Annotated in this window: 27 protein-coding genes; all 27 read right to left on the bottom strand. The window is 32.7% G+C overall.

Annotated features, from left to right (window positions below; all coding sequences use genetic code 11):
* Positions 1-3 precede the first annotated feature (3 nt).
* A complete protein-coding gene (wecB, locus tag ACM55G_RS05745) occupies positions 4-1,146 on the bottom strand; it encodes a non-hydrolyzing UDP-N-acetylglucosamine 2-epimerase (protein ID WP_416842943.1) in 1,143 nt (380 codons plus the stop codon).
* A gap of 45 nt (positions 1,147-1,191) precedes the next feature.
* Positions 1,192-2,310 (bottom strand): polysaccharide biosynthesis C-terminal domain-containing protein, encoded by a 1,119-nt coding sequence (locus ACM55G_RS05740; RefSeq protein ID WP_416842942.1) that lies wholly within the window; start codon positions 2,308-2,310, stop codon positions 1,192-1,194.
* A 98-nt stretch (positions 2,311-2,408) separates the two neighbouring features.
* Positions 2,409-2,822 carry a WxcM-like domain-containing protein gene (locus ACM55G_RS05735; protein ID WP_416842941.1) on the bottom strand — a complete coding sequence of 138 codons (414 nt, stop codon included), beginning with the start codon at positions 2,820-2,822 and terminating at the stop codon, positions 2,409-2,411.
* A 76-nt stretch (positions 2,823-2,898) separates the two neighbouring features.
* Positions 2,899-3,933, bottom strand: coding sequence for a polysaccharide biosynthesis protein (locus tag ACM55G_RS05730; protein ID WP_416842940.1), 1,035 nt, complete (start codon positions 3,931-3,933; stop codon positions 2,899-2,901).
* Positions 3,933-4,703 carry an AglZ/HisF2 family acetamidino modification protein gene (locus ACM55G_RS05725; RefSeq protein WP_416842939.1) on the bottom strand — a complete coding sequence of 257 codons (771 nt, stop codon included), beginning with the start codon at positions 4,701-4,703 and terminating at the stop codon, positions 3,933-3,935. Before ACM55G_RS05725 ends, ACM55G_RS05730 begins: the two co-directional genes overlap by 1 nt.
* A 2-nt stretch (positions 4,704-4,705) precedes the next feature.
* Positions 4,706-5,320 (bottom strand): imidazole glycerol phosphate synthase subunit HisH, encoded by a 615-nt coding sequence (gene hisH, locus ACM55G_RS05720; protein ID WP_416842938.1) that lies wholly within the window; start codon positions 5,318-5,320, stop codon positions 4,706-4,708.
* Positions 5,317-6,462: an N-acetyl sugar amidotransferase gene (locus tag ACM55G_RS05715; RefSeq protein ID WP_416842937.1), complete on the bottom strand. Its 1,146-nt coding sequence runs from the start codon at positions 6,460-6,462 to the stop codon at positions 5,317-5,319. Before ACM55G_RS05715 ends, hisH begins: the two co-directional genes overlap by 4 nt.
* On the bottom strand, positions 6,449-7,684 hold the full coding sequence (locus ACM55G_RS05710; RefSeq protein ID WP_416842936.1) for a glycosyltransferase: 1,236 nt from the start codon (positions 7,682-7,684) through the stop codon (positions 6,449-6,451). The genes ACM55G_RS05715 and ACM55G_RS05710 overlap by 14 nt, the downstream gene beginning before the upstream one ends.
* A gap of 15 nt (positions 7,685-7,699) precedes the next feature.
* Positions 7,700-9,151 carry a hypothetical protein gene (locus ACM55G_RS05705; RefSeq protein WP_416842935.1) on the bottom strand — a complete coding sequence of 484 codons (1,452 nt, stop codon included), beginning with the start codon at positions 9,149-9,151 and terminating at the stop codon, positions 7,700-7,702.
* A gap of 14 nt (positions 9,152-9,165) precedes the next feature.
* On the bottom strand, positions 9,166-10,035 hold the full coding sequence (locus ACM55G_RS05700; protein ID WP_416842934.1) for a glycosyltransferase family 2 protein: 870 nt from the start codon (positions 10,033-10,035) through the stop codon (positions 9,166-9,168).
* Positions 10,036-10,043: 8 nt separating this feature from the next.
* The gene (locus tag ACM55G_RS05695) at positions 10,044-10,982 is read right to left on the bottom strand and encodes an NAD-dependent epimerase/dehydratase family protein (protein WP_416842933.1); all 939 of its coding nucleotides are present in this window, start codon (positions 10,980-10,982) and stop codon (positions 10,044-10,046) included.
* Positions 10,979-11,425, bottom strand: a complete 447-nt coding sequence (locus ACM55G_RS05690) for a dTDP-4-dehydrorhamnose 3,5-epimerase (protein WP_416842932.1) — start codon at positions 11,423-11,425, stop codon at positions 10,979-10,981. Before ACM55G_RS05690 ends, ACM55G_RS05695 begins: the two co-directional genes overlap by 4 nt.
* Positions 11,413-12,528 (bottom strand): CDP-glucose 4,6-dehydratase, encoded by a 1,116-nt coding sequence (rfbG, locus tag ACM55G_RS05685; protein ID WP_416842931.1) that lies wholly within the window; start codon positions 12,526-12,528, stop codon positions 11,413-11,415. The genes ACM55G_RS05690 and rfbG overlap by 13 nt, the downstream gene beginning before the upstream one ends.
* On the bottom strand, positions 12,513-13,310 hold the full coding sequence (gene rfbF / locus ACM55G_RS05680) for a glucose-1-phosphate cytidylyltransferase (protein WP_416842930.1): 798 nt from the start codon (positions 13,308-13,310) through the stop codon (positions 12,513-12,515). The genes rfbG and rfbF overlap by 16 nt, the downstream gene beginning before the upstream one ends.
* Before the next feature lie 95 nt (positions 13,311-13,405).
* Entirely contained in the window at positions 13,406-14,386 is a 981-nt protein-coding gene (locus ACM55G_RS05675) for a glycosyltransferase (protein ID WP_416842929.1), read from the bottom strand.
* Positions 14,379-15,515: an NAD-dependent epimerase/dehydratase family protein gene (locus ACM55G_RS05670; protein ID WP_416842928.1), complete on the bottom strand. Its 1,137-nt coding sequence runs from the start codon at positions 15,513-15,515 to the stop codon at positions 14,379-14,381. Before ACM55G_RS05670 ends, ACM55G_RS05675 begins: the two co-directional genes overlap by 8 nt.
* Positions 15,516-15,724: 209 nt before the next feature.
* Entirely contained in the window at positions 15,725-17,509 is a 1,785-nt protein-coding gene (locus tag ACM55G_RS05665; RefSeq protein ID WP_416842927.1) for a carbamoyltransferase family protein, read from the bottom strand.
* A 6-nt stretch (positions 17,510-17,515) separates the two neighbouring features.
* Positions 17,516-18,076, bottom strand: a complete 561-nt coding sequence (locus ACM55G_RS05660; RefSeq protein WP_416842926.1) for a CatB-related O-acetyltransferase — start codon at positions 18,074-18,076, stop codon at positions 17,516-17,518.
* A gap of 131 nt (positions 18,077-18,207) precedes the next feature.
* Positions 18,208-19,761: a lipopolysaccharide biosynthesis protein gene (locus tag ACM55G_RS05655; RefSeq protein ID WP_416842925.1), complete on the bottom strand. Its 1,554-nt coding sequence runs from the start codon at positions 19,759-19,761 to the stop codon at positions 18,208-18,210.
* A 4-nt stretch (positions 19,762-19,765) separates the two neighbouring features.
* Entirely contained in the window at positions 19,766-20,953 is a 1,188-nt protein-coding gene (locus ACM55G_RS05650; RefSeq protein ID WP_416842924.1) for a hypothetical protein, read from the bottom strand.
* Positions 20,954-20,956: 3 nt separating this feature from the next.
* On the bottom strand, positions 20,957-21,508 hold the full coding sequence (locus ACM55G_RS05645) for an acyltransferase (protein ID WP_416842923.1): 552 nt from the start codon (positions 21,506-21,508) through the stop codon (positions 20,957-20,959).
* Between the two features lie 8 nt (positions 21,509-21,516).
* Positions 21,517-22,491, bottom strand: a complete 975-nt coding sequence (locus tag ACM55G_RS05640) for a polysaccharide deacetylase family protein (protein ID WP_416842922.1) — start codon at positions 22,489-22,491, stop codon at positions 21,517-21,519.
* A 7-nt stretch (positions 22,492-22,498) separates the two neighbouring features.
* Entirely contained in the window at positions 22,499-23,506 is a 1,008-nt protein-coding gene (locus tag ACM55G_RS05635) for a hypothetical protein (RefSeq protein WP_416842921.1), read from the bottom strand.
* A 4-nt stretch (positions 23,507-23,510) separates the two neighbouring features.
* Positions 23,511-24,239 (bottom strand): SDR family NAD(P)-dependent oxidoreductase, encoded by a 729-nt coding sequence (locus ACM55G_RS05630; protein ID WP_416842920.1) that lies wholly within the window; start codon positions 24,237-24,239, stop codon positions 23,511-23,513.
* Positions 24,232-24,651, bottom strand: coding sequence for a MaoC family dehydratase (locus ACM55G_RS05625; RefSeq protein WP_416842919.1), 420 nt, complete (start codon positions 24,649-24,651; stop codon positions 24,232-24,234). The genes ACM55G_RS05630 and ACM55G_RS05625 overlap by 8 nt, the downstream gene beginning before the upstream one ends.
* The gene (locus tag ACM55G_RS05620) at positions 24,652-24,897 is read right to left on the bottom strand and encodes an acyl carrier protein (RefSeq protein ID WP_416842918.1); all 246 of its coding nucleotides are present in this window, start codon (positions 24,895-24,897) and stop codon (positions 24,652-24,654) included.
* Position 24,898: 1 nt separating this feature from the next.
* Positions 24,899-26,674: an HAD-IIIC family phosphatase gene (locus ACM55G_RS05615; protein WP_416842917.1), complete on the bottom strand. Its 1,776-nt coding sequence runs from the start codon at positions 26,672-26,674 to the stop codon at positions 24,899-24,901.
* Positions 26,675-26,681: the final 7 nt, after the last annotated feature.

Raw genomic sequence — 26,681 nt, 5'->3', positions numbered from 1 at the left:
TCATTAATTTATTTCACTCCAAACCACTCTATTTACATAATCGGTATAACTCAAAATAATACGCACCATTTTCTCCGAAACATTAGGCATAGAATAATCGGCTACAGGTCTAAAATTACGTTTAGTTCCTCTTTTTTGAGTTTGCAATTGCGTTAATCCCTGCATAATTCTTTCCGGATTCAATCCTACCATCATTACCGATGTTTCTTCCATAGCTTCTGGACGCTCGTGGGCATCACGAATATTCAAAGCCGGAAAATTTAATGTAGAAGACTCTTCTGATATTGTTCCGCTATCCGATAAAACGGCATACGACTTCATTTGCAATGCATTGTAATCATTAAAACCCATTGGTTTCAAAAACTGAACTTCTGGTCTCATGGCAATTTGCCTAGCATCAATCATATTACGCGTCCTTGGATGGGTACTTACAATAATTGGATAACCATATTTTTCGGCAATCAAATTCAGGCTTTCCATTAACCCTTTAAAGTTTTTCTCGCTATTAATATTTTCTTCCCTATGAGCCGAAATAACAAAGTATTTATTTTCTTCTAAATTCAATTTGTCCAAAATAGTCGAAGCATTAATTTTTGGCAAATAATGATTCAAGACCTCAAACATTGGTGAACCTGTTTTGATAATTCTATCCGCTGGCAAACCTTCTCGAAGTAAATATTCACGCGCAATATCGCTATAAGTCAAATTCACATCAGATACATGATCCACAATTTTGCGATTGGTTTCTTCGGGGACTCTTTGATCAAAACAACGATTGCCAGCTTCCATATGAAAAATAGGGATGTGGCGTTTCTTTGCAGGAATGGCGCATAAACAACTGTTGGTATCTCCTAAAACCAAAAAAGCATCTGGTTTTTCACTTTCTAACAAAGGATCAATTTTAATTAAAATTTGCCCTACTGTTTCTATGGCCGTAGATCCAGCTGCATTCAGGAAAAAATCTGGTTTACGAATCCCCAAATCCTCAAAAAATATTTGGTTTAATTCGTAATCATAATTTTGTCCTGTGTGTACTATTACATGCTCAATAGCTTCCGAAGCATCTAAGGCTGCCATCACTCTCGATAATCGTATAATTTCTGGTCGTGTACCAACCACGGTCATTACTTTTAATTGTGCTTTCATTCTTTTATTTTCTTTTCCCTAAGAAAGGTTTTATTTAAATCAATATTATACATTCTCAAAATACGTATCTGAATCATTCGGATCATAAAATTCATTAATCCAAAAATTGGTATAAAGAATATCTTCCCCAATGTTTTTTATATTATGTGTATACCAAATAGGCATATCTACATAAGCGGGTTCATTTCCATCCAGAAAAAAATCCAATACTTCATTAGTACCAATGCGACGCAATTGAATTAAAGCTTTCCCTTTGATTACGGCAAAACGTTCTATCTTTCGGGTATGGTAATGATTTCCTCTGGTTATACCGGGCACAGTCGTAGAAAATGATACTTGTCCTCCAACTCCTAATCGAATGATTTCTACAAAGGATCCTCTAGGATCTATATGCTCGACAAATTTTACTGGAAAATGATTTTTTATATCCATATAACAACGAAATGTATTGAACAGATTCAGTTCAAATGTAGTATCGATAGTTGGAATTACCCCGTTGTCTTGGTATTGCTCTTTATAGGTTTCAAGCAACGATAATAGTTGAGAAACTTTAAATTCCGAGGTATGAGGAATAACAGTTTCTGATTTACTTTCTCCACTTCTAATTTCTGAAAGAATTACATCAACCAATTCTCCCACATAAATCAGCTTCATATCCCCATCCATTTCAATAGTAGGAGTTTCATTATGTGCCAATTTATGGCAAAATGTAGCTACCACCGAATTGTAATTGGGATGCCCGAAAGGCCCAAAAACATTAGGAATTATCATTCCCGTGAATTTGCCTCCTGATCTTTTGGCCCAATACATCATCAACTCACGTCCTTCTTTTTTTGATTTCCCATACAGGTTACCTCTTTCTTCTTGGGTAGAAGAGGAAAATAAAACATGTGCTTTAGAACTTGTAACTTCAAGAGCCTTTATTAATCTCTGAACCAAATCAACATTCATTTCGTAAATTACCTGTGGGTCATTGTGGCGATTCATGGCTGCTAAATGAACAATTACGTCACATTGAGCAACAAATTCGTTCAGTTTAGTTGAGTCATCAAAATATTCTTTTCGAAAATCAATTCTCTGGAATTCTACTCGGAATAATTCTAAAGTATTGTATAGATGCGCCCCGACAAAACCTGCCTGTCCTGTTATTCCTATTTTAATCATAATTATATTTTCCAATTGATTTCACGCTGATAATAGCTGATCAGCTACATGCTGATTCTTTAATTTCATAAAATTAAAAAAATCTGTGTGAAACTTTTCTATTTAAAATAATCAATATCAAATCGATATTCATCTTGAATGGTTCCTAACAAATAATCTGCCATGACCAACAGTTTAGCTCCTTCCTTGAGTGCTTGAATACTACTTACATATCCTTGAGGAACATGGAGAACATCAAGTGTTTCAGCATTTACGATAAAAGAGAGTGATTTTAACCCTTTGGAAGGATTCTCCCAATTATCAATGGCAATCAGTTCAATTTTAAAACTACCTTGCAAAACAGAAAACCACCGTTGCTCTACGCAGTGTCCTTGCCACCCACGAACAAATTCGGTCTCGCTATTTTCTATGAGATAAATCCTTTTTATAGCCGTTGCATCAAAAGAATTGTTAAATCGAACTGTACCTCTAGTATCAGAATGATTTCCTCCTGTTATTATTTTTGGAATCATAGTTTTAAATCAAAAAATCAGCAATCGTTAATCTTTACACGAGCCAAAGGCGAACTGGCGAAGCAATCAAAAATCTCTATGCTGGCATTTGAGCCACATCTTCACCAAAAACTTCCTTACGAATCAAAGGCAAAGTAGCCAAAAGTTCTTTCATTCCTTCTACCCCTTGCTGTTCAGTATTATGAGAATGATAATCTTCTATAATAGAAACATCTTGTTCTCCCTCCGAAAAATATTGTGCATAATTCAAATCACGGTTATCGGCTGGAATTCGGTAGAAATCCCCCATATCCTCTGCTTTAACCATCTCTTCACGAGTACACAAGGTTTCATATAATTTTTCACCATGACGGGTGCCAATAATCTTGATTTCAGTATCCGACTTACACATTTCTTTTAATGCTTGTGCTAAATCTCCAATAGTTCCCGCAGGGGCTTTATTTACAAATAAATCGCCTGGATTACCATGCTCAAAAGCGAACAATACTAGTTCAACAGCTTCATCCAACGACATTAAAAAACGAGTCATATTCGGATCCGTAATCGTAATTGGATTTCCTTCCTGAATTTGTTTTAAAAATAGTGGAATCACTGATCCTCTCGATGCCATCACATTTCCGTAACGGGTTAAACAAACTGTTGTGTCGCTCAAATTTCTTGATGCAGCTACAGCCACTTTTTCCATTAGTGCTTTAGAAATTCCCATAGCATTAATAGGGTAAGCCGCTTTGTCCGTGCTCAAGCAAATTACTTTTTTAACTTTATTGGCTCCTGCAGCATCTATTACATTCTGGGTTCCAAAAACATTAGTCTTAGTGGCTTCTAAAGGGAAAAATTCACAGGAGGGGACTTGTTTTAAGGCAGCCGCATGAAATACATAATCTACCCCGCGCATCGCACGTTCTATACTACTATAATCACGGACGTCCCCAATATAAAACTTAAGTTTATCATTCTTTAACTGATTACGCATATCGTCTTGTTTTTTCTCATCACGAGAAAAAATACGGATTTCTTTAAAATGGTCGGTATGAAGAAAACGATTTAATACTGCATTACCAAAAGAACCAGTACCGCCAGTTATAAGGAGGATTTTATCTTGTATTTTCATTATTGATTTGTTTTAAAAATCTTGTTTTTTTCTAACTGTGTTGGATAGTTAATTAATACTGCTTTATAAGGTCCCTTAAACACAAATAAACTACCCGCAGCTACTCCAATAACTCCATGAACATCTATTACTTTTTCAATATCTTGCAGCGAACCAGCACCTCCTAACACAGTCATAGGAAGCGAAATTTTTTCACGAACTTTCGCGATTAAATCCAAATCGTATCCTTTCATGACCCCATCTTTATCGATAGAATTGATTACTATTTCTCCAGCTCCAAATTTTTGAGCTTCTTCTACAAATTTAAAAGGATTTATTCCTGTGGCTTTTTTACCATTATGGGTAAATACTTCATAGCCTCCAAGTAATTTTTTCTTAACATCGAGAACCACAATAACACTTTGAGCTCCTACACGATCTGAAATTTCGGTAATTAACGTTGGATTTTGCAAAACTGCCGAACTTAAGGCAATTTTTTCAATCCCAAGGCTAAAAATACGTTGTGCTTGCTCCACTGTTTTAACTCCGCCTCCATAGCACATTGGCATCATTGACTGACTAGCCAGTCGCTCAATCAAACTGTAGTTAGGTTCTTTACCTAATACTGTCGCATCTATATCAAAAATTGCCAACTCATCTACCGCTTTTTCGTTAAAAATTTTAACCGCATTAATAGGATCTCCTATGTATTTAGGATTTTTAAAATTCACGGTTTTTACTAAACCATTTTCATGAATTAAAAGACTTGGGATAATTCTTGGTCTAAGCATGGTTACAATTTTGCAAAATTATGTAATAAGGTTTCACCATAGTGATGACTTTTCTCTGGATGAAATTGAATGCCATACACATTCTCATGATGGGCTGCACAAGTAAATTCTCCTCCATACTCAGAAGTCGCCAAGATATCAGCGGTATTATTGCATTCAAAATAATAGGAATGTAAGAAATAAAACAGCGCCTCTTTTTCCAATCCATCAAATAATGGATTCGACATTACAGGATGTACGTCATTCCAGCCCATATGTGGAAGTCTGGTAACTTGCTGTATTTTAGTCTCATCAAATTTCTTTATAGAAGCATCTATCCATTTCAATCCCTCCAGCTTCCCTTCATCACTTGAATTACCCATCATTTGCATGCCTACGCAAATACCAATAACAGGTACTTTCTTCACCATGACCAATTCGTCTAATTTTTCGCGCATACCTGATTTTATCAATTCCGACATCGCATGATCAAAATGACCAACTCCTGGCAAAATTAGCTTTTGGGCTCCCTCCAAATCGGCCGCAGTTTTGGCAATTTTGGTTGGTACATTAACTCTTTTATAGACATTCACAAAAGCATTAATATTACCCACACCGTAATCAATAATTGTTATCATCTGAATAATCGCTTTTCTAGGCCTAGTTTCTGCATCATCTTTGCACCAAAACCTATTAATTTTATTTTATTTTTATAATCGTGAAAGGTTTTATTTTCGCCTTCAAATATTTCTTGTAATTCGCTTACAGTAAGATCTAATTTATCGGCAACGTATTCAAATTCTTTTTCTGAAAAATCTTCACTCAATTCGGGTTTTGAAACCCTTTCCAAGGCTTCTTCCCTTGTCATTTGCCCTGTGAGAATCAAACTCGAGAAATGGGCGCGTCGCTTTTGGAAACCAAACTTTTTCGGCAACCAATAATCTTCATAAAAACGGGTGAATCTAGATTCGTGATGTTTGTGCTGAAAAGGTTCCCAACCAAATTTCTCCATTAATAATTTTTCTACATCCGTTTTTATATAAGGAACTAAATTTAATGGTTTATGAACGTGCATCCCTATAACATAGCGGTAATACAGTTTATAACTCAAAATATCCACTAACGGAAAAGTCTTAAGCGGGCGTTTCCCAAACTTAGAATGTATGTCTTTTACCAACATGGTGTCAATACCGGGAAAACCTCCCCATTCTTCGGGTTCTCTACAACATTCGGTAGAGAAGTTTCCACCGGTTAAAACGTACTTAATTTTATTTTTCTTAGCAAATTTATAAAGACCTGAAAAAAAAGCGTAATCCTGCGGCAAATCCTGATCGGCAATTTGAGATTTAAGGAAAGCAACCTGCAAATCTTTCATTTCTTCCCAATTAATGACGTCAGTATATAAATCCAATCCTAAACCATTACACAATTTCTCAATATTCCCAACTGCTTTATCGGTATTCCAACCTGCATCAACGTGAAATAATAGTGGTCTCAGTCCCATGATTTCTTTTGCTACATAAGCTACATAAGAACTGTCAAGTCCGCCACTCAAACCAATTATACAATCAAAATCTTTGCCTATTCCTTCTTTTTTGATTTTTCCAGCCATTTCCATCAATTCCGCAAACCCTTTTTCATCAGTATGCCAATTCGGTAAGATAACATTTTGAAAATTATGATAGTAATCTGATATTCCGTTTGGATCAAAAATAATGTTTGGATCAGAAGTGTCCATAATGGTTTTAGTACATATTTGATAGGGTCTATTGGTTTTCATCTTTATTTTTTAAAATATTTTTATATAATTCAAAATAATCATTGAACTTTATTTTTCTGTTAAAATTCTTAATTGCGCTCTCTCTACAATTCTTTTCGTAAAAATATTTTCCCTTATTCTTAATGGATTTTATTGCATTTATTAATCCTCTAACATCGCCCTTATCAACAATAACACCTGTGTTTTCATTGACAGACTCTACGCTACCGCCTGTTTTATATGTGACCACAGGCGTTCCGCAAGCCAAAGACTCTAGATTTGTAGTTGGAAAAGTATCTTCAAAAGTAGGATTCAAAAACACATCAGCAGCAGAATATAAATCTGCAAGTTGATCAACATTTTCTGTCCGTTCAATTCCAATAATTGATTTTGGCAGTTTTTGTATTTGGTTTTTAGACAACCCGACCAAAACAATAGCATACAATTTACTATCTATTAATTCATTCAGTTTAGGAAACTCCTCTAATCCTTTTCTTTTATCCCATGTACTGGCTACTCCTAAAATTATAAACTTATCCTTTAAATTGTATAATTCATCAATTATAGTTCTTGATTTTTTAGGATAAAATGTGTTCAAATCTATTCCATTCTGAATTACTTTATACGGATAATTCTTGAGGAATGAATCCTTTACTTTTCCTGACAACCAATTTGAAACAGGTACAATTGTTAAATTATTTATAGAATTGAAAATTCTTTTTTTGTCGAGATAGTTTTGTTGAGAACGATCAGCAAGCAGACTTGCAGGATATTCAGTTTTTTGCTCACAATGATGGCATTCTGTTTTCCATTTCTCACAACCTATAAAATCAAAATGAGCACAGTGTCCAGTAAAAGACCAGCAATCATGAAAAGTCCAAACAACAGGAATTTTATATTCTTTTAGATAATCAAATAATATTTCTATATTGATAAAATAACCATGTAAATGGTGCAGATGAATAATGTCCGGTTTAATTTCTTTAATAGTATTTATTAAATCTTTAGTTGCCGATTTTGAGCTGAAACAATGGCTATCAAAAATTCTGGTTTCTATCCCATGTCGATACAAATCAAATTTATTACCTATCTTGATTACCTTTGACTTACTAGGATTGTTATTTCTGGCATACGTAATATAACTCGCCCAACCATTTTCAAATATGGTTGCGCCAATTTGCTCTGCAATTCTACCGACAGAACCACTATTCACCTCAATACTTATCTGTAAAAGTGTTGGCATACTAATTATTAAATTCTATTTATTGTTATTTTTAGGGGTAATTTTATCGAATTTAAAAAAACCTTTAAATATTTGGTATGTGAAAAAAATCGCAATAACATCTAATAATATCCAGTCTAATCCGAAGCTATTCAAAGTTGAATAAAAAATAAATAATAGGATAGCTCTTTTTAGGTAAAATAAATAAATATTATTTGGATTTAAATTTAAATATATCCTTTTAAAAAAAAAACCTGTAAAAAATATAGGAACTAACGCGAACCATTTACCAAATAAGGCATAAAACTCTCCATAAAAAGTAAACTCATCCGATTGATATGCTTCGCCCACTTTTGATAGACTTGGCGTTCCTCTTTCATTATAAACAAATGTTGTTGCATTGGCAACTCTTGGTGTATCAAAAATACTAAATCCAGGGGTTAAGATGTTATCAACAATACTTTTAAAATAAAACCAAGGATTAAATATCCCAGAATATTTATCAGAATTAGATATGGTTTCGGCGCAATAATCCAAAAATCCTATTCTATCAAAAACCCCCGTCAAAACTAAATCAAAACCTTCTGTAGCAGCTTTTTTTATATCAAATTCTTTTAAAACCTCAAAAGTTTCATTTCCTATTGCCCTCCTATTTTCAAGCCTAGGCCGAAGAAAAGTTGAAACAGCAAAAACAATAATCATTATAGGCAATAGAATAGAAAACAAAACTAAAATCTTCTTTTTTACTCTAATATGATCTTGAATTGCCAATAGTGCAAAAAGAATATAATTTATCAATGTTAATATTGCAGCCCTGCTTCCAGTAAGTGTTTGTATTAACACTAAAAAAAGAACCCCAAATAATACGACATTTTTTACTTTGGAACTGACTACGTCTCTAAAAAGAAATAGATAAACAATAGCCATAAATAACATTGTTCCCAAATTCACAATCAAACTCTGAATCATGCCCATTATAGTCTCTAAACCACCAAGTCCGATAACATTATAAAATGCAAAAAAATATCCTATTGCTATAAAAAATAAAATAAAATTCGTTTTTACAGGGATTACTTTTACTACTTGATCTAAGACGGAGGGTCGTATCCCATTAATAGTAAGCCCAAGGTAAAAAACAAGATTTGCAATGATAATAAAAGCCAACGCATAATTGAGGTTGATCGCTGTAAAAGGAAATCTCAAAAAAACATTTGAAAAAGAGTAATTTAACAGCGTTACAATTCTTAATGAAAAATAAAATATCATTTGCAAACACAACAAGATAACAAAGGGATCTCGTTTTCTCTTTTCCAAAAACAAAAAGACACCAATTTGAAGGGACAATACGGTACCCAACAGAATCGTATTAAAATTCACATATAATGCTTCCCCATTTTTATAATAGGAATACCACAATAAAATCAAAATACCCAAGTTCGACACTTTTAAAATATTGTTTAAATCCATAGCTTTTTTATCTTGAATCATTACGATGGATGCAATTATTTAATTCTTAAGCGACACATTAGATAACCTCCCATAGACTTCAATATTCTATTTAATTTATTCGTGTACAATGCCTCTAAATAACAATCGCAAGCTTCAGAATACATTGACAGATAGTGATACATACGAGCCGAATTAAAATGATGAAGCGAAATTGCCAATTTCTGTTCTCCCTCTGAGAGATTCTCCATGTATTTATCTAATAAACACTTTGCTCTATCAATTTGCTTGACAGAATACGAAATATTCTCCCCTACCCAATACCCCCCGAGACTTTGGTCAATATATTTAAAACGGTTCGTTACCTTAGCTACTCTAATCCAATAATCATAATCCTCAACCGCAATTAGGTTTTTATCTTCCGTAATTTTACCAACAAGATCAACAATTTCTTTTTTAATTATTACACTCGAATTTATGATTCCATTTCCATTAACAATCAAATCTTTTACAACATTCCCAGTCAAAATTCTGCCTTTTGCAACACCTTTAGATTTTTCCGCAGTAGTGTAAATATCTAAATCGTGATAAATTAAATCGTAATCCTCTAAAAACGGTAAACAAACTTCTAATTTGTTTGGATACCACCAATCGTCTGAATCTAAAAAGGCAATAATAGTTCCTTTTGCTTCAAAAACACCCTTGTTTCGAGAAACAGCTATTACTCCTCCATTTGCATTATTCACAAGTCTTATACGAGAATCATTAAAACTTTCTACAATTTCAACGGTATTATCCGTGGAAAAATTATTTACTACTATTGCCTCCCAATTTTGATGAGTTTGACTTAAAACACTATCTAAACATCTCCCTATAAAATGTGCATGGTTAAAAGTCGGTATTATTATAGAAAACAGAGGTTTCAAATTATTCATTATTTTTTTTCTAAAAAATCAAAAAGGTCATTTATTCCAGACTCAAGAGTCCACTTAGGTTCAAATCCAATACTGAGCAACAAACTATTGTCTAACAGATAACGTTGTTGTCTATTCTTATTTGTATTAATCGCCGAACTTATCAATAATTTTTCGCCATATCTATTAGCATAAATCTCTTTTATTTTTAAAGCAATCTCCATTATAGAAAGTGTACTACCTGAACTTAAATTATAAGTTAAATGCGGTTCGGAAGTTTCAATTATCGCTTCAACTCCTCTACACACATCCCATCCATGAATAAAATCACGCAACGGAGTACCATCGGATTGAAGTACAATCTCTTTTTGGGTAAAAGCCATTTTGCAAAGGTCATTTATAACTAACCACCAACAATTATTTTCGTTAAAAATGGGTGCTCCATAACTATTAGAAAGACGAACAACACAACATTCAGCCGAAGAAACACGGTTATAATATTCGCAGATAATTTCCCCTATATGATGCGTTAGCCCATAAGCATTTTGAGTATTTGTTTTTCTGACTTCAGTTACTGCCTCTTCCTGTAGCGTTCCATAAACCTGAGCAGTTGAAAAATACAAAAATTTTTGAAGTCCTTTCTTTGAAAAAATATCAAGTAAAGACCAAACCGGAGTTATATTTACTGAACTAACATTAGAAGGCGTTCCATTGGACTGATTATGATCTAAAGACACCAAATGAATTAGGACATCATATTTGTTTTCGGCTAATTCAGAAAGGAATTTTTCATCTCTAACGTCTCCAACAATAACGCTATCCATTTTAGAAACCCAATTTTCATCTTCGGGTATTTTCGAATGACATAGCGGAGTAACAGCATAACCCTTATTTGCCAAATGCAAGCAAAGACGTGCTCCTATATATCCACTCCCTCCAGTAACTAATATCTTTTTCATTCCCAATTATATACTATTTCAGATAGATTTTCTTTTCGTTCAACTTCATTTGGATTGTGTTCTAAATTAGCCAAATTCAACAGTAAGTTGTAAGCAGAGCCCACTCCACTGAATGCTACCCAAACCCCTGGTGGAATAGTAATTCTTTGATAGTTATTTTCTCCCAAAGTAACATCAAAAAAATTACTTTCAGTCGAACTACCTTTTCTATCATCAAAAATCACAAAACGTATTTCTCCAATTGGCACTACAAAGTTCAGTGTCATCTCAAGGTGCTTTTTCCAAGGTTTTGTATCTTCAAAGTTAATTGTAGAAAAATAAGCTTCCCCAAAACCAGAAAAGCCAGCATCCGATTTTTTCATCCCGTGAAATACATCTCCTTTTGGATGATGTATCTTTTTTAGTGGAGTCAACAATACTCCTTCTACATTTACTTTGTCCATCCGATATTTCCAATAGTGGCTAAGTTTTCATATCCTTCAATTTGTGATTTTGTATAAGCAAACATATCGCCCTTGTTTTTATAAAACTCGTAATACCAGTCACTCGTATATTCCAATAGCCTTTTATAATCCAATGCGGCTTTCCATTGAAAATGGAACAAGGCTTTATCGCAATTCAACTTCAATAAACCAGCTTCGTAAAACTTAATATCCCCCGTTATCTGATAAGCCTCTTTTGAGTTTTCAAAATGCCAACGAACACTCATATCTTCTAATATTTCCTGAACGGTATGATTGTATTCTGGCTTTGGACCAAAATTAAAGCTTTCGCCATTCAGTTCATGATCCTTATACAAACGCTCGCCTAATTGCAAATAACCGCTAAGCGGCTCCAAAACGTGCTGCCAAGGTCTTGTTGCTTTTGGGCTTCTAATCTCTACCACTTTTCCTTCGCTCCAAGAACGCATGCAGTCTGGTATGATTCGATCTAAAGCCCAATCTCCTCCGCCAATAACATTCCCTGCACGAGCAGAAGCAATTTGAACTAATCCACCCTCTTTTTTAAAGAAGGAATGGTAATAGGACTTAAAAATCAATTCGGCTGCACCTTTGCTTCCGCTATAAATATCTTTTCCTCCAACGGCATCCGTTTCTTTATAACCGTAAATCCACTCTACATTATCATAACATTTATCGCTGGTAATAATAATCGCCGTACATAGTTTAGTATAAGTACGCAGTACTTCAAGCACGTTTGCAGTCCCCATCACATTGGTAGAAATAGTATCAATAGGTTCGCTATAAGACAATGAAACTATGGGCTGTGCTGCCAAATGAAACACGAAATGAGGCTCTATGTCATTGACAATTTCTTTAAGAGCAACCAAATCACGTACATCGGCAAAAAAATGTTTCATTTTATCTGCTAATCCCAGCTCAACAAACATCGAAGGCGTTGAAGGTATTTCATTTGAAATTCCATAGACATCAGCTCCTAAAGAAATAAGCCAAGTACACAACCAAGAACCTTTAAATCCTGTATTCCCCGTAACTAAAACTTTTTTGTTACGATAAACATCTCCAAAAACTACTTTTTCTCCCATTTTACCCACGGTGCCTGATTATTATTATAAAGTTCATTTAGCAATGAATACTCTCTCGAAGTATCCATAGGTTGCCAAAAACCATCATGTTCAAAAACTTTCAATTCGCCTAATTCGACCAATTTTCTCATTGGTTCCTGTTCTAAAACTAACTCTTCAGCATCGCTAAGTATATCTAGGAATTCTCTATTACACACAAAATAACCGCCGTTAATACGTCCTCCACTAGCTTGTGGTTTTTCATTAAAACCAGTAATGGAAGATCCGTCTTCGGCTATCCCTAATTCTCCAAAACGCCCTGGTGGTCTCACTCCTGTTAAAGTAACCATTTTACCGTGTGACTTATGAAAAGCTACTAGTGCTTCTATGTCGATATCTCCCACACCATCCCCGTAGGTAAGCATAAACATCGATTCTTCTCCAATATATTTTTTTATTTTTCGCACCCTTGCTCCTGTCATTGCTTTAATCCCAGTTTCTGCAAGCGTTATTTCCCAACCATCTTCATCGTGACTTGTCTCCGAAACGATTTGTTCTGATTTTTTTCCTAATTTTATGGTAACATCGGCACTGCGAAGTTCATAGTTTATAAAAAAATCTTTTATAACTTCGCTCTTATAGCCCATACACAAAACAAAATTAGTATATCCATAAGCTGCATAGGTTTTCATAATATGCCAAATAATTGGTTTCCCTCCAATTGGAATCATTGGTTTTGGCATATCTTCTGCGACATCACGAATTCGTGTTCCGTATCCTCCGCATAATATCACAGTTTTCATATCAATGTTTTTATGTTATTTTAATTTTAAAAATTTCTTGTATTTTAATCTAACCAAATAATTTTATTCCACATCAGCAAAATAACAATTTTTATTCAAACTAAATTTATCTTATTTGTTTTCACAAACAAATACTCGAAAACATGCTTCTTTGCTCCAAGAAACAAATAATAAAGATAATTTCGTTCAATCTTTTTAATATCTGAACGAACTGCCGAAAAGCATTCTATCCATGTTTTTTTATTTTCAACAAAAAAAGAGAACCATACCGCTCCTGCACCCATTTTTATTTTATGCACTTGAATTGGTTCTAATTGATTTTTGGAGGTGTGATTGTAAAACATCTTGTATATTTCACCAATTTGAGTCTTCATTTTTATGCTACTTCTAATCGTAGTGGCATGCTGCCTAAAGTAATTGAGCGGTTGTGCTACGTAATAAAAATCGGTCTTCTCTGTCAAATCCAACCAAAACTCCCAATCGGCAACAACTAAATACTGATCCGATAGTCCATTAATTTCTTTAAACAATTCATGCTTGATTAAAGCGGCACTCAAATTTGGAATAACACAAGAAAAAGAAAGAAACTCCTTCATTTTAGCTGCCTTAATCAACCCTTTTTCTTTTACAGCTTCCTTAAAACTTTTTTCTCGTCCATAAAAGTCATCCGCAAAGGTTTCTCCTTTTTCACCTACAAGATTACTTTTAGAGAAAACTACTCCTACAGATGGGTTACTTTCAAACGCTTTCAAAAGTATTTCAATCTGGTTTGCCTCAGCAAAATCATCGCATTGTGCAAAAAGAATATATTCCCCTTTTGCAAAAGAAGCTCCAAAATTACTGGCTTTTACATAACTTCCAGAATTCTGTGTCTGTAATTTTAAATTTATATTTCCATAATGTTCATACTCCTTAAGAATTTCTTGACTTCCATCGGTAGAACAATCATCAATAATTATAATTTCGGTATTAGGATGCGTTTGGTTTACCAAGCTATCTAAGGCTTGTCTTAAATATTCCTGATGATTATAACTCGTAAAAACTATACTTACTAAAGGTTGGCTCAATTTATCCATTCAACAAACCTTTTTCTTTTAATTCCCCCAAAGACTTTATATAATCAGTGGTGTCTTTTGGAATGTCATTTTGGAGCAATGCCCAATCAATAAAGCTATGTAATCCTTCTTTAAAATTCCATTTCGGTTCAAAACCAATCACTTGATTTATAAGCTTCAAATCCGCATAATTATGGCGAATATCCCCTTCTCGAAAAGCTCCTGAAATTTTTATTTCAGAATCACTTTTTAAGTAGGAAACTATCTCTTGGGCGACTTCAAGCACATTTACAGGAACTCCGCTACCAACATTCAAAATGTGTTGTCCCTTTTTCTCTAATTTCAAACAACTTATTGTAGCCGCAACCACGTCATTAATATGTACAAAATCCCTACTTTCAAGCCCATCCTCAAAAATATTGATTTCTTCGTTTTTCAAAGCCAAACGAGTAAAAATAGACAATATACCTGTGTATGGATTTTTTAGAGACTGACCTTGTCCATATACATTTTGGTAACGCAGAGCATATCCATTTATATTTTTCAATTGGGTAGCCAAAATAATCATTTGCTCTTGCACCTGTTTAGTAATTCCGTAAAAGGATGAAGGATGAATTTTGGAAGATTCATCTGTTGCCTCAACTTCTAAGTTATGCTTTCCTGATTTAGGACAACATACCTCAAAACTTTCTTTTACGTTTTCAAATGTTCTTGAACTTGGATAAACCGTTCCGTATTCTAAAGAATTGTATTTTCCTTCCCCGTATATCGATCTGGAAGAAGCAACTATTACAGTTTGTATCTGGTGCACTTCGTTGATGATATAATCACAAAAATTAGCCGTTGCCTGGATATTTACATTCGTATAATGCGAAACAGCATACATAGATTGACCTGTACCCGTTTCGGCAGCATAATGAATAACCGCATCTTGCCCATCAAGTGCAGCATACAATGTTTCTTTATTTGCTACATCACCTATAATTAATTTTACTTTACCATTTAAATCATCGGACAATTCCTTTTTATCGCCATGAATTTGTGGCAGAAAATTATCTAAAATAGTAATTTCATATCCTTCTTTTACTAATATTCTAGCTACATTTGAACCTATAAAACCAGCTCCTCCCGTAATTAATATCTTTTTCATTATAAATTATAATTAATCATTTCTATTTATTGAAATCCATTTTTCAGTTTTTAAATCATGTTTCTTTATCACTCTTTCTGGACTTTTTAATACTTTACAATATTGTGAACTATAGTAAAACCTACAATCTTTGTAATTAAAACTCACTGTAACAAACATTTATTAAACTAAAAACTCATAGGAAAGCTAATCCATTACGCCTTAAAAAATTATTGTTTTGGAAATTTATCTTTTTTCTTTATGATAAATCTATCTACTGCTAATAAATCAATATCAGTAGATAAAAAACAACGAATTGCATCCTCTGGAGTTTCGACGATTGGTTCGTCAGCAACATTAAACGAAGTATCTAATACCATAGGTATACCTGTCTTTTTTTCAAATGCAGAAATCAATCCATAATATCGTTCATTAACGTCTTTGGTAACTGTTTGAACTCTGGCAGTATTATCTGCATGAGTAATTGATGGTATTAAATCCGCTTTGCCTTCTCTAACAAAAGGTGCTAATAGCATAAATGGTGATTCCACATCTAATTCAAAAAATTCATTCGATCTTTCAGCAAGCACTGATGGAGTAAATGGTCTAAAACTTTCTCTGAACTTCACTCTTGAATTAAGAATATCTTTCATATCATGTCTTCTTGGATCAGCAAGTATACTTCTATTTCCAAGTGCACGAGGACCAAATTCACTGCGTCCCTGAAACCAGCTAGTTATAAACCCCTCTGAAATTGCATCAGCTACTACTTCATAAAGTTCTTCTAAATTATCATATTTTATAATTTCTATCTCATTGTTTGATCTATATTTTTCAATAGCAACTTCAACTTCTTTTTCTGAATATTGTTTACCTAAATAATCATGAGTATCGATGTATTTACGCGAATTTTTATTTATAATATTATAAACATACAATGCTTGACCTACAACTAAACCATTATCTCCTGCATTAGGATGAATAAAAATGTTTTCAAATTTAGAACGTATCAAAACCTGATAATTTGCAACACAATTTAAACCAACACCTCCAGCTATACATAGATTTTTTGAATCTGTTTTTTCATACAACCAGTTTGCAAGATATACCATAACATCTTCCGTTAATTTCTGAACAGCATAAGCAAGGTCTTTATGGGTTTGAGTAAATTCTTCACCATCTTTTCTTTGCTCAAATTGTTGTAGAAACTTCCCATAATCGGGTAAAACATACAAAGCGTTATGAAAGCCAAGCCCTTTTTTTAAAACTTTTCTAAAATCGAAATCCAAAGATTCGAATTTTAAATCTTTCTTTAAAATATCATATAAAGCAGATGTTCCATAAGCTGCCAATCCCATTGTTTTACCTTCTTGATTTGTTTTAAAACCAAGTTTAGAAGTAAATTCAGCATACATTCCACCTAAACTATATTTAACAGGGAATTCCCATAAAGTATCAATATCTATTCCTTTACCATATGAGAGGCTTCCACTTAATTGGTCGCCACCAGTTCTCTCCATCGGCACACCTTGACCATCTACAACCATAATTGCTGCTTCATCAAATGACGACGGCAAAAAAGCCTGACAAGCATGAGAAAAATGATGTTCAGGAACAATAAATTCAATTTTAGGGTTTTTGTCCTTAAAAAATTTCCTAACTATTTCATTATGTCTATAACTATAAACTACACAATCAACATCTTCAAGAGTAATCTTAGCTACATCAAGCAAATAGTTTAACAGCAATTGGAATTTTTCAACTTTAGCTATATCAACTTTGGAATAATCGTTTTGCAAGTCGAATTCAAGATCTATATTATCAAGATATTTTTTTGGATCTGCTTTCCAACCAAAAGTTTCAAGATCTGCTTTTGAAATTGGGAATAGAATATCATTCTTTACTCTGGTAATTCTTTCCAAACTTGTAGCATATTTAATATCGCCATCAATACATACAGCTCCACTAAAACCGTGACCACTTAAAGTAAAACTAAGAATACAATTTGTTTTCATTTTATATCAATTTTTATTATTTAATTCTTTCAAATACAGCTTAAACTTTTCAATGTCTAACATCAAATAAGCATTTTTATCAAACCAATCCTCGGCATAATCCCACCATTCCGATTTTAAAAGTAAATCTATTTCTCTTTCCTCAAATCTAAATTTTATTTTTTTTGCTGGAACTCCACCAACTACAGCATAAGGTGCAACATCTTTTGTAACTACAGATCCCGCGGCAATTATTGCCCCAGTACCTATAGTCACACCATCCAAAATAACTGCTTTCTCCCCAATCCAAACATCATGACCAATAGTGGTCCTTTTTGAAGGCATAAAAGAATCCTTGTCACAATATATTTTAGCCAATGGTGTATTTTTGAGATAAAAAACAGGATGAGTACTAACCCCATCCATTTTGTGAACTCCAGGACCAATACTTACTCCAGAGGCAATGGAACAAAACTTCCCAATATCCGCATTAAATAATGTAGTTCTCTTTTGAATATAAGTATGATTGCCAATAGTACAGGAATCCATCAAGACATCATTAAATACAACATTATAATTACCAAACATCGTATTAGCAATTTTGGATCCTGCGTAAAACACACAATTTAGATGCTTTTTTTGTACCCTAGCCAACGAATACAATTCATTAATACATATATAGAAGTTAAGTAGTATTCTTTTAAAGAATAACAGTAGATTCATATTGCTGTTTTTACAAGATTTCGTTTAAATACTTTTACAAATATCGGACATAGAATATAATTTATACTATTTCTATATTCCGAAGAGCTAAAATAATAAATAATGAACGCAGTACTAATTACCAATCCATTGTATATAAAATAAATCAGTAGATTTAATTTATCCTTTTCCACAGGAAGATAGGATCTTGTTAATAGTGTGAAAATTATAACAAACAAAATCGGTAGTATAGCAGGCGACATCAATTTCCATAAAAACGGCCAAAATTTTAAATTCAAAAGTTTTATAATTATATTCAAATAGACAATGGCAACTACAAAAAAAGCTGCAACTTTAAAATCAGCAAACGCTTGTAAACCGATAAACTTAAAAGTTATAAAAACGCCCAGCCAATATACTAGTGGCAACATCGCATTGGTAAGATATAGCAGTTTTGCCCGCTCATAAGCCATTATCAAAATTCCAGTAGGTGATGATAAAAAACTAAATACAAAACTCAAAACCATTACTTGGGCGATAGGCACAGAATCTGCATATTGATGGCCTACCCAACAAAAAATAAAATTTTTTATAGTTATGGAAACAGCTAGTACCGGAAACACAGTTAAAGGCAATGCCATCACTAAAACTTTGTGAAAGAAAACATGCAAACCTTCGAAATTCTTTAAGCCTATAAAATGATTGAACTTTGCTGTAAAAGGGCCGAAAACAATCCCGAAAACACCCCTAAAATATTCCATCAATGTAAATCCGATGGCAAAAATAGCCAACTGTTTTGGCCCCAATAGTCTTGAAATTACGAAAGGATCTAATTCGTAATACAAAATCCAGCAAAGGGTAAGGAAAATGGAGACAAAGGCTAACTTTTTGATCTTTTCATATATTTCTTTTGAAAACTTAAATGACCCAAAAAACAGTTTAAAGTCATACCCAAAACTCTTTTTTACAAGATGCAAACCCAACAAAACAGCTACTAGAGTACATATTTGCGAAAAAAGAAAATAACCAACGATTGGGTAACTTTCATTACTAAAAAACACCATAGCAAAAACAATTTTTATAGCATTGGCCACTATGAAGATTCTTTGAAAAACATAATCTCTTAACCGTACAGCAAATATTATTTGAACAATTCTTTGCATTACAAAGACGGGACAAAACAAAGCTAAAATTAAAAGAAGATTCCTCGCTATAGCCCTTTCTTCATTATTCGCCAGACTCTTCACTATCATTTCGGGTCTAAAGGAAAGAAAAAATACTCCGAAAGCATAGAGTGACACAAATACCAAAAAGATGAATCCTGTAAATCCTATTATTTTAATTTCTTGTTTCAAATTATGTTGTGCATAACACTCCGAAGCAAATTTCATTCCTGCTCCCAGAAACCCAAAATCGGCATATGACAAAAACATATAGGCCGCTACAATAAGCGTATAAATCCCATATATGGTTTGATTGGAAGAAAGATAAGGGGTAACTACAAAAATGGCGGCAAAATTAAATAGAATAGAAATGAATTGCCATAAGTAAATTTTAAGGAATTGTTTCATTTCTTTATTGGGTAGATTTATCTTCTGATTTCAAAAAGTGTATAAAAATATCTTTCGATAATTGATTTTCGCTTTCTATGGAGGTTAAATATTTATAATTGAAATCATTGTATTTACTCAAATTTATTAACTCTGGAATATGAATTTCATTTTCTTTATCCATTGCAATTATAGTCACATCGCAGGCATTTACAATAGATTTAGCGACTATTAAAAATTGTGGTAATACCTCATTTAGATAATCACTAACCAGTAAAACTATCTTTTTTTTATAACAGATAGGGAAACATACTGCTGTACTAGCATGCGTTAAAACGAACGATGCTTCTCTTACTAAATCATTTGATTGATTGAAATAAATTTGCCTTTTATTAAATGGATTAAAATCCTTGTAACGTTCTGCTTTAGGATGTGCCGCAATAATAACTTTCTTGCCTGTTACCAATTCTAATCTGTCAAAGAAACCATTTACTTCCTTAAAATAGAGTTCTGATTCAACTGTTTTTATCTTTAAAAAGCTAGCATCTGGATGATAAGGTAAGTATTGGTCTAAAAAAACGATATATTCTTCTTCATGCAAGGATGGTAATTCTTTGTGAAGCAAGAATTGGTCATAATCAACCGTATTTACTTCAACTATTTTCGCTTTTTGGACATCAATTTCACTTCCAATTCCAAGTCCCCAATATCCGTACTCTCCAGCTTTAAAAATATAATCATACGATTTTATAAAACCTCCTTTTTTAGCAAGTGAAGTGATTTTATTAGCACAAAAAGCCGCAACTCTTTCGAAATTTATTGCTTTGACAACCCTTACAATTTTAGATTTCTTATCCGGTTCAGCACTACTAGGGAAAACTCCTCTAGCAAATACTGCCAAATTAAGATTAAATTTTGTAAACAGCCTAAACAATCTAAAAACCCGCCATTCAAAAGTCATTAAAGAAATATATAATATAGTTTCATTGTATTGCTCTTTCAAATAGGTCTCCAATTGCTTGTAAGAAGCAATTTTTACAGTACCTGCAAATTCGAAAGGCACTGTTGCTATAGTCTCAGGATAAAACAAACTTGTTATGTCTAAGTATTCAACCTGAATATTGTTTTGCATCAATTCCTGAAAATACAAATCTGTATATATAGCTTTGGTTAAAGGAAAATAGCGAACAAAAACAACTTTATTAAATTTCATAATTTATTCAATCCTTTTAATAATTTTAGCAGGATTACCTGCCGCAACAACTCCTGAAGGTACCGATTTAGTAACTACAGAACCAGCTCCTACAACTGAATTTTCACCGATAGTCACGCCCGGTAATATAATTGCATTGGCACCAATCCAACAGCCCCTTTTCAGGATAACAGCTTTCGGCGGATAAACTCCTTGATCAATTATTGGAATACCTACCATATCAAATCGGTGATTATTAATATAAATATGAACGCCACTTCCTAACATGACATCATCTTCAATCGTAATCGTTAAATCCAATTCCGGAGATTCCCCAAAAAGTCTACATCCTGGCCGAATTACAACTCTTTTCCCAATTTCAATCTGTGAGCAACCAACAGCATAAGCTCCTGGTCTAAATTGAGCGGTGTCTTCAAATTTTAAGAATTTACACTTACAAAGTTTTATCATTTTATTTGGAAAAAATAATTTCCAATGCGTAAATGGAATATCAGGACCTATTCGATCTGACGACAAATCAAACTTAATTTTATAATAAATATTTTTTAAAAACATAAAAAAATTTAATTCGATTTTTTATACCAATCATTAGGCAACTCGTTTGAATTTTTAGAAATATTGTTTGTATCTAGCCTACCCATTAATAGGCTTGACTTTATTGAGGTATTCGCAAGACTGACCTCAGAAGTGAATGCTAGTCGACATTTTTTTTGTCTCAAGAATTTTTCTACTTCTTCACTGTAAGAACCATAAGGGTATGCTGCTGTCCAATTGGAAATATCTACTCCCATTTCACTTAAAAAATTCAATGACAAATCTATTTCTTTTTCAAGTTCTTCAGCTTTCAATCTATTCCACCAAAAATGATTGTAACCGTGACATCCTATATGCATGCCTCCTTTCAACATTTCCTTAACCTGAGTTTCATTCAGATACAATTCTTTGGCAAATTCAGACTCATTAATTTGCAAATATTTATCAAACAAAAAATCAACAATTTTACCCCTAACATCCTCGGCAAGTTCTACTTGCAACAGTCTCTTTATAAAAATAACTTCGGCTGTGTCATGCCTCCACTCAACCGCAAGTTTTTTATAATAATAGTCAAAATCGTGGAGATTATATTCTAATTTAGAGTTTTCGATTAAAAACTTAATGTCTAAAATAATTTTATTTTTATCAAACACCGCCGCTAATATAAAATGTATCTTATTTACGTCTAGCATCTTGTGATCTCTGACTGCTTTTACTGGGATATAAAAACTTCCCTGTACATCAAACTCTTGAAGGATTGGAAATACATTGTTATAATGATCAACATAGCCATCATCAAAAGTAAGCAAAACCGACTTTGTCGGTAATTTATAATTGTTATACACACTATCGATTACTTCTTCAGTCGTCACAAAATTATAATGTTTTTTAAGAAATTTTAGTTGTTCCCGAAACAGCTCCGTTTCAAGCCCCTTAATTTCAGGAAATCGAGAGTTTTTTATTTCACGTACATAATGGTACATTATTACACTTATATCTGACATACTTTTTTTAATTTGGTCTATCTTGATCTCCATCCGCTTTAAAAAGTCTTAAAGATTCAATTTTGTTAGTATCCGCAAAAAAATAAATTGTAATATTTTTTTGTAAATAAGGAGCAAAATAGTTTGGTATTATTAGATCTTCCTTAAAAGGATCGATTATATAAAATCCAGCATTACTTAAAACTTCTTGATCCAAACCAAAGCAATAAAAATCGGCATACTCATACCTTTCCTTAACTATTAATTCCGAGAAAAAATTACCAAAACTTAGTAAACACTTTTCTTGTCCAATAAAATCAACAATTCTTAGTGCTTTGAATTCATTATAGGATTGCACTCTCGTTACAATCAGACCAACAGGCTTATCCTTAAAATAAGCACCGTAAACACTATATTGATATATTGGATGTTCAAAATATCTTTTGTGAAAATATTTCTTGTTTTTAAAAGGAATATTTTGTTTGTATTCTTCAAAATTAAAATACGACAAATCAAGCTCTTGATTTACCAATTTTATGTCATAATTGACATCTAAAGAAACAGAAGTACTATCGAAGTCTTTTAATTTATTAACTTTTGCAATCTTAAACTCTTGAATATTTTTATTAAGCATTGCAAACTGATTAAGTGAATCAGTGTACATCCCAAGATATTTATAAATTCCGATTGTTTTTTTATTAATGCCAACACTTAAAACTATCCTAACACCCTTTTCTTTTTGCAAAAATTGTAATAACTGGATACCTAATATCGGATTTTGACTATTCTTAGACACCTTCCAAATTACCGTACAAACATCAGAGCTCTCCTCTAAGGCACTAGGTATAAAACCAAGTACCCCATTGATCTTCATATTCTCGTCTTTTGAAACAACAAAATTTATTTGATCTTTACTTTGGTGTTCATATCTAAAAAAATCTTCATCTCTTGCCAAAATATGTCCTTCTTTCCATTCTGAATTAATGAATAACATGATATCCGCAACATCATTTAAAGAACCTAATGATATATTCATATTTTTAAAAATTACTTCCACCGGTAATTGGGATATTAACCCCATTTATATAAGCGGCATCATCTGACATAAGCATCATTATGCTAGGAATAACATCTAAAACGGTAGCATTTCTTTTTAATGGATGCGCTTCAGCTGCTAACTCAACTATCCTTTCGTTTATGTGGGATAAGAATTGAGTTTCAACCATTGAAGGCGAAATGCAATTTACGGTAATTTTTTTGTCAGCATATTCAGAAGCTAATGCTCTCATTAATCCCAAAAGAGCATACTTTACGGTTGTGTATTGGGTTAATGCTTTAGGAGGAACTCCTAAAACAACACTAGACAAAATAGTTACAACTCTGCCTCTTTTTTGCAATGCCATTTTTGGCAGAAACCGATTTAATATTAGAGTAATTGACCCTAAACTTACATTTATTTCATTTTGAAAATTATTCCAATTAACATCTTTAAATCGTAAATTTTCAAACTTAGGTGCTGCTAAATGTATAATTTTATTAGGTACACCAATTTCAGATTCAATAGTATCAAGCATTTTAATTATACTTTCATTGTAAGAAAAATCGGCTTGTATTGGAAAAATCTTATTTTTAGTTTCTTTTTGTAACTGCAATAATCTTTTGTTGTTGCTATTATAATGTGCTATAATTACACATTCCTCCGTTAAACTTTTAATTAGTGCTTCCCCTATATCTGAAGATGCACCTGTGATAAATATGACATTATTCATTTACTAACCCAATTTTAATTTTTGCTCTTGAAATTTTTTCTAAATTTTGGTTTAATATGTAGGCTTTCACCTCAATCTGACGAAACATTTCATTCACGGAAGACACTTCTCCAATTATAACAAGTTCGTCCCCAATAAAAACTGGTTTTAAAAACTGCACTTCAATTGAATGTAATAAGGCGAACTTTCCAGGTAAGTAAACACCAACTAATGTTGAATAAAATGAAGAGGTAAGCATTCCATATACTACTCGACCTATCATTCCTTTCGATTTTGCATATTCTGCATCAATATGCATCGGATTATTATCCCCTGAAATTTCAAGAAACCTTTGCATTCGGGCTTCGTCTATTTCCGCCTCAAAAGAATATTTTAATCCTATTTTAATATCTGAAAACAAATATTCTTGCATCTATTTTGTCATTTTAACCATCATTAAATCAACCATAGCTCCTACATTTTTAAGCGCTGCAAGATCATCGAAACTAAATTTAATATGAATCTCATTTTCAATTGCTACCACAAGATTAATATGATTTATAGAATCCCAATCATCAATGTCAGATGAGTTTGTAGAATCGCTTATTTCAAGTGTTTCATCATCAAAAATATCTCTAAATATTTCCTGCAATTTTCCAAATAATTCTTCTCTTATCATTTTAATTAATTTTTATTGTAATTTCTTTTTTGCTATAATCCTTTACTATCAGTTTCCAATTTGCCGTTTCTTCATTTTCATTTTCCGAAAATTCAAATCCAAACTCTGTAAACAAATTAGCAACCATATTATTTTTAGGCGTTTTCTTGTAAACACCAATTATTTCGTTCAAATTTCTTTTTTTACATTCTTGAACCAACATGTCAAGCATTGCAAATTCCATATCCCGTTTTAAAACTCTACAACTCATCAACCAAGTATCAACAATACACTTGTTCCCTACTATTTCTCCAATAACAATAGAAATTAAACCATTATCGCCGAATTTATCCGTCAATTTACCATATAATGGAATAAAATTTTCACTGTCTGTAATTGATTCTATTTCTGTTACCACATATCGTTTAGTAGTCAGATTAAATTGATTAGTCTTATTTATCAATTGCGTTATTCTCTCAACATAAACATGTTCAAACGGTTTAATTTCCGCTTCCATAGCTAAAGAGGATAAGAAATCCTGGTAATTATCAAATACAGAGTGTTCTTTTGCCCTTTTTTGATTGTCAGAATAAAACTTATTTCTATTAATATCATCAGCCGAAAGACTTACTGCTTCAAAATATCCATTTTGTTCAATATAGTCTATAAAATTTAAGATATTGTCACCAACATTAGGAACTGCTACAACTGGAAGCTGAGATTCTACTATATTTCTTTCCACTGCATTATCGTCAATAAACACCAAACTGTCAAGCCCTATATTTATCTCGCTTGCAATTTTTTCAATATTCAAATATTTAGGTTCCCAATTTGCTTTAAATGAAGTAAAATCTTCAAAACTCAAAATACTATCGGAATGTGTAAAAGCTTCTTTAGCAATTTCGTGGTCATTCTTGGATGAAACTGCTAGTATTACCCCTCGTTGTTTTAATTCTTTTACATAGTGCTGAAATACCATATAGGCTTCTCCTGCTGCTGTTTCATTCCCTAGTTTAATACCATTTAATCCGTCATCTCCAATTATACCTCCCCAACAAGTATTATCTAAGTCTAAAACGAGACATTTCTTTGACATCCCTAAAATTGACGCAATAATATTCACAATGTTATTTGCCAATGTAGGAATGGCATCAAAACTAATAGCATATTTAGCAGTAAACCAAATGTTTTTATCAAACCAATTTTGCAAACCAATAGAGGCCGACAAATAATTAATGTCATTTATATACAATACTTTATTAAATTGCGCTTCTTTGGCAAAACTAAGATTTAATCTATTTAAAAAATAAGTTTTTCCATGAATATCATAACAATCTAAATTTCCTAGACTCCTGTTAAGTGGAAAATCAAAATTATTCTGGATAATAGGACAATTAAATTTTTTCAATGACTTCCAAATACTTTGAAATCTGAATAGTTCATTATCAAATACCAATTCCACCTCTTCAATATTAGCGTGAAAAGAAGGGAATTCAGAAACATTTTCGTGAGTGGTATGGATATAAATTATTTCTGGATTGAATGCTGTAAGCTCCTCATTCCCAAAAATAGCATCTTCGTAATATCTATTATATTCTGATTCATAAAACGATGGAAGAAAACCATGTTTTAGAAGAAAAAGCTCAATAACATTTACCAATTCATTGGTAGTTGACCCACCTAAAACCGCAACTCTAATTTCTCTGGTATAAGTTTTTTGCAGTAACTCTTTGCGTATTGCTTTACGCTTTCTAAGAAGCATTGCATTATCAAATGGATAATCTAATAGTTTGATCATAATACTT

It is taken from the genome of Flavobacterium algoriphilum (genome assembly GCF_048158655.1).
GTDB classification, from domain to species: Bacteria; Bacteroidota; Bacteroidia; order Flavobacteriales; family Flavobacteriaceae; genus Flavobacterium; species Flavobacterium algoriphilum.
Note: the sequence above shows the minus strand (reverse complement) of the source record. Positions and strands in the feature narration are given on the sequence as shown.

Coding starts and splice junctions, on each gene's coding strand:
- wecB (WP_416842943.1), bottom strand. CDS start 1,146: ATGAAAGCACAATTAAAAGTAATGACCGTGGTTGGTACACGACCAGAA.
- ACM55G_RS05740 (WP_416842942.1), bottom strand. CDS start 2,310: ATGATTAAAATAGGAATAACAGGACAGGCAGGTTTTGTCGGGGCGCAT.
- ACM55G_RS05735 (WP_416842941.1), bottom strand. CDS start 2,822: ATGATTCCAAAAATAATAACAGGAGGAAATCATTCTGATACTAGAGGT.
- ACM55G_RS05730 (WP_416842940.1), bottom strand. CDS start 3,933: ATGAAAATACAAGATAAAATCCTCCTTATAACTGGCGGTACTGGTTCT.
- ACM55G_RS05725 (WP_416842939.1), bottom strand. CDS start 4,703: ATGCTTAGACCAAGAATTATCCCAAGTCTTTTAATTCATGAAAATGGT.
- hisH (WP_416842938.1), bottom strand. CDS start 5,320: ATGATAACAATTATTGATTACGGTGTGGGTAATATTAATGCTTTTGTG.
- ACM55G_RS05715 (WP_416842937.1), bottom strand. CDS start 6,462: ATGAAAACCAATAGACCCTATCAAATATGTACTAAAACCATTATGGAC.
- ACM55G_RS05710 (WP_416842936.1), bottom strand. CDS start 7,684: ATGCCAACACTTTTACAGATAAGTATTGAGGTGAATAGTGGTTCTGTC.
- ACM55G_RS05705 (WP_416842935.1), bottom strand. CDS start 9,151: ATGATTCAAGATAAAAAAGCTATGGATTTAAACAATATTTTAAAAGTG.
- ACM55G_RS05695 (WP_416842933.1), bottom strand. CDS start 10,982: ATGAAAAAGATATTAGTTACTGGAGGGAGTGGATATATAGGAGCACGT.
- ACM55G_RS05690 (WP_416842932.1), bottom strand. CDS start 11,425: ATGGACAAAGTAAATGTAGAAGGAGTATTGTTGACTCCACTAAAAAAG.
- rfbG (WP_416842931.1), bottom strand. CDS start 12,528: ATGGGAGAAAAAGTAGTTTTTGGAGATGTTTATCGTAACAAAAAAGTT.
- rfbF (WP_416842930.1), bottom strand. CDS start 13,310: ATGAAAACTGTGATATTATGCGGAGGATACGGAACACGAATTCGTGAT.
- ACM55G_RS05675 (WP_416842929.1), bottom strand. CDS start 14,386: ATGGATAAATTGAGCCAACCTTTAGTAAGTATAGTTTTTACGAGTTAT.
- ACM55G_RS05670 (WP_416842928.1), bottom strand. CDS start 15,515: ATGAAAAAGATATTAATTACGGGAGGAGCTGGTTTTATAGGTTCAAAT.
- ACM55G_RS05665 (WP_416842927.1), bottom strand. CDS start 17,509: ATGAAAACAAATTGTATTCTTAGTTTTACTTTAAGTGGTCACGGTTTT.
- ACM55G_RS05660 (WP_416842926.1), bottom strand. CDS start 18,076: ATGTTTGGTAATTATAATGTTGTATTTAATGATGTCTTGATGGATTCC.
- ACM55G_RS05655 (WP_416842925.1), bottom strand. CDS start 19,761: ATGAAACAATTCCTTAAAATTTACTTATGGCAATTCATTTCTATTCTA.
- ACM55G_RS05650 (WP_416842924.1), bottom strand. CDS start 20,953: ATGAAATTTAATAAAGTTGTTTTTGTTCGCTATTTTCCTTTAACCAAA.
- ACM55G_RS05645 (WP_416842923.1), bottom strand. CDS start 21,508: ATGTTTTTAAAAAATATTTATTATAAAATTAAGTTTGATTTGTCGTCA.
- ACM55G_RS05640 (WP_416842922.1), bottom strand. CDS start 22,491: ATGTCAGATATAAGTGTAATAATGTACCATTATGTACGTGAAATAAAA.
- ACM55G_RS05635 (WP_416842921.1), bottom strand. CDS start 23,506: ATGAATATATCATTAGGTTCTTTAAATGATGTTGCGGATATCATGTTA.
- ACM55G_RS05630 (WP_416842920.1), bottom strand. CDS start 24,239: ATGAATAATGTCATATTTATCACAGGTGCATCTTCAGATATAGGGGAA.
- ACM55G_RS05625 (WP_416842919.1), bottom strand. CDS start 24,651: ATGCAAGAATATTTGTTTTCAGATATTAAAATAGGATTAAAATATTCT.
- ACM55G_RS05620 (WP_416842918.1), bottom strand. CDS start 24,897: ATGATAAGAGAAGAATTATTTGGAAAATTGCAGGAAATATTTAGAGAT.
- ACM55G_RS05615 (WP_416842917.1), bottom strand. CDS start 26,674: ATGATCAAACTATTAGATTATCCATTTGATAATGCAATGCTTCTTAGA.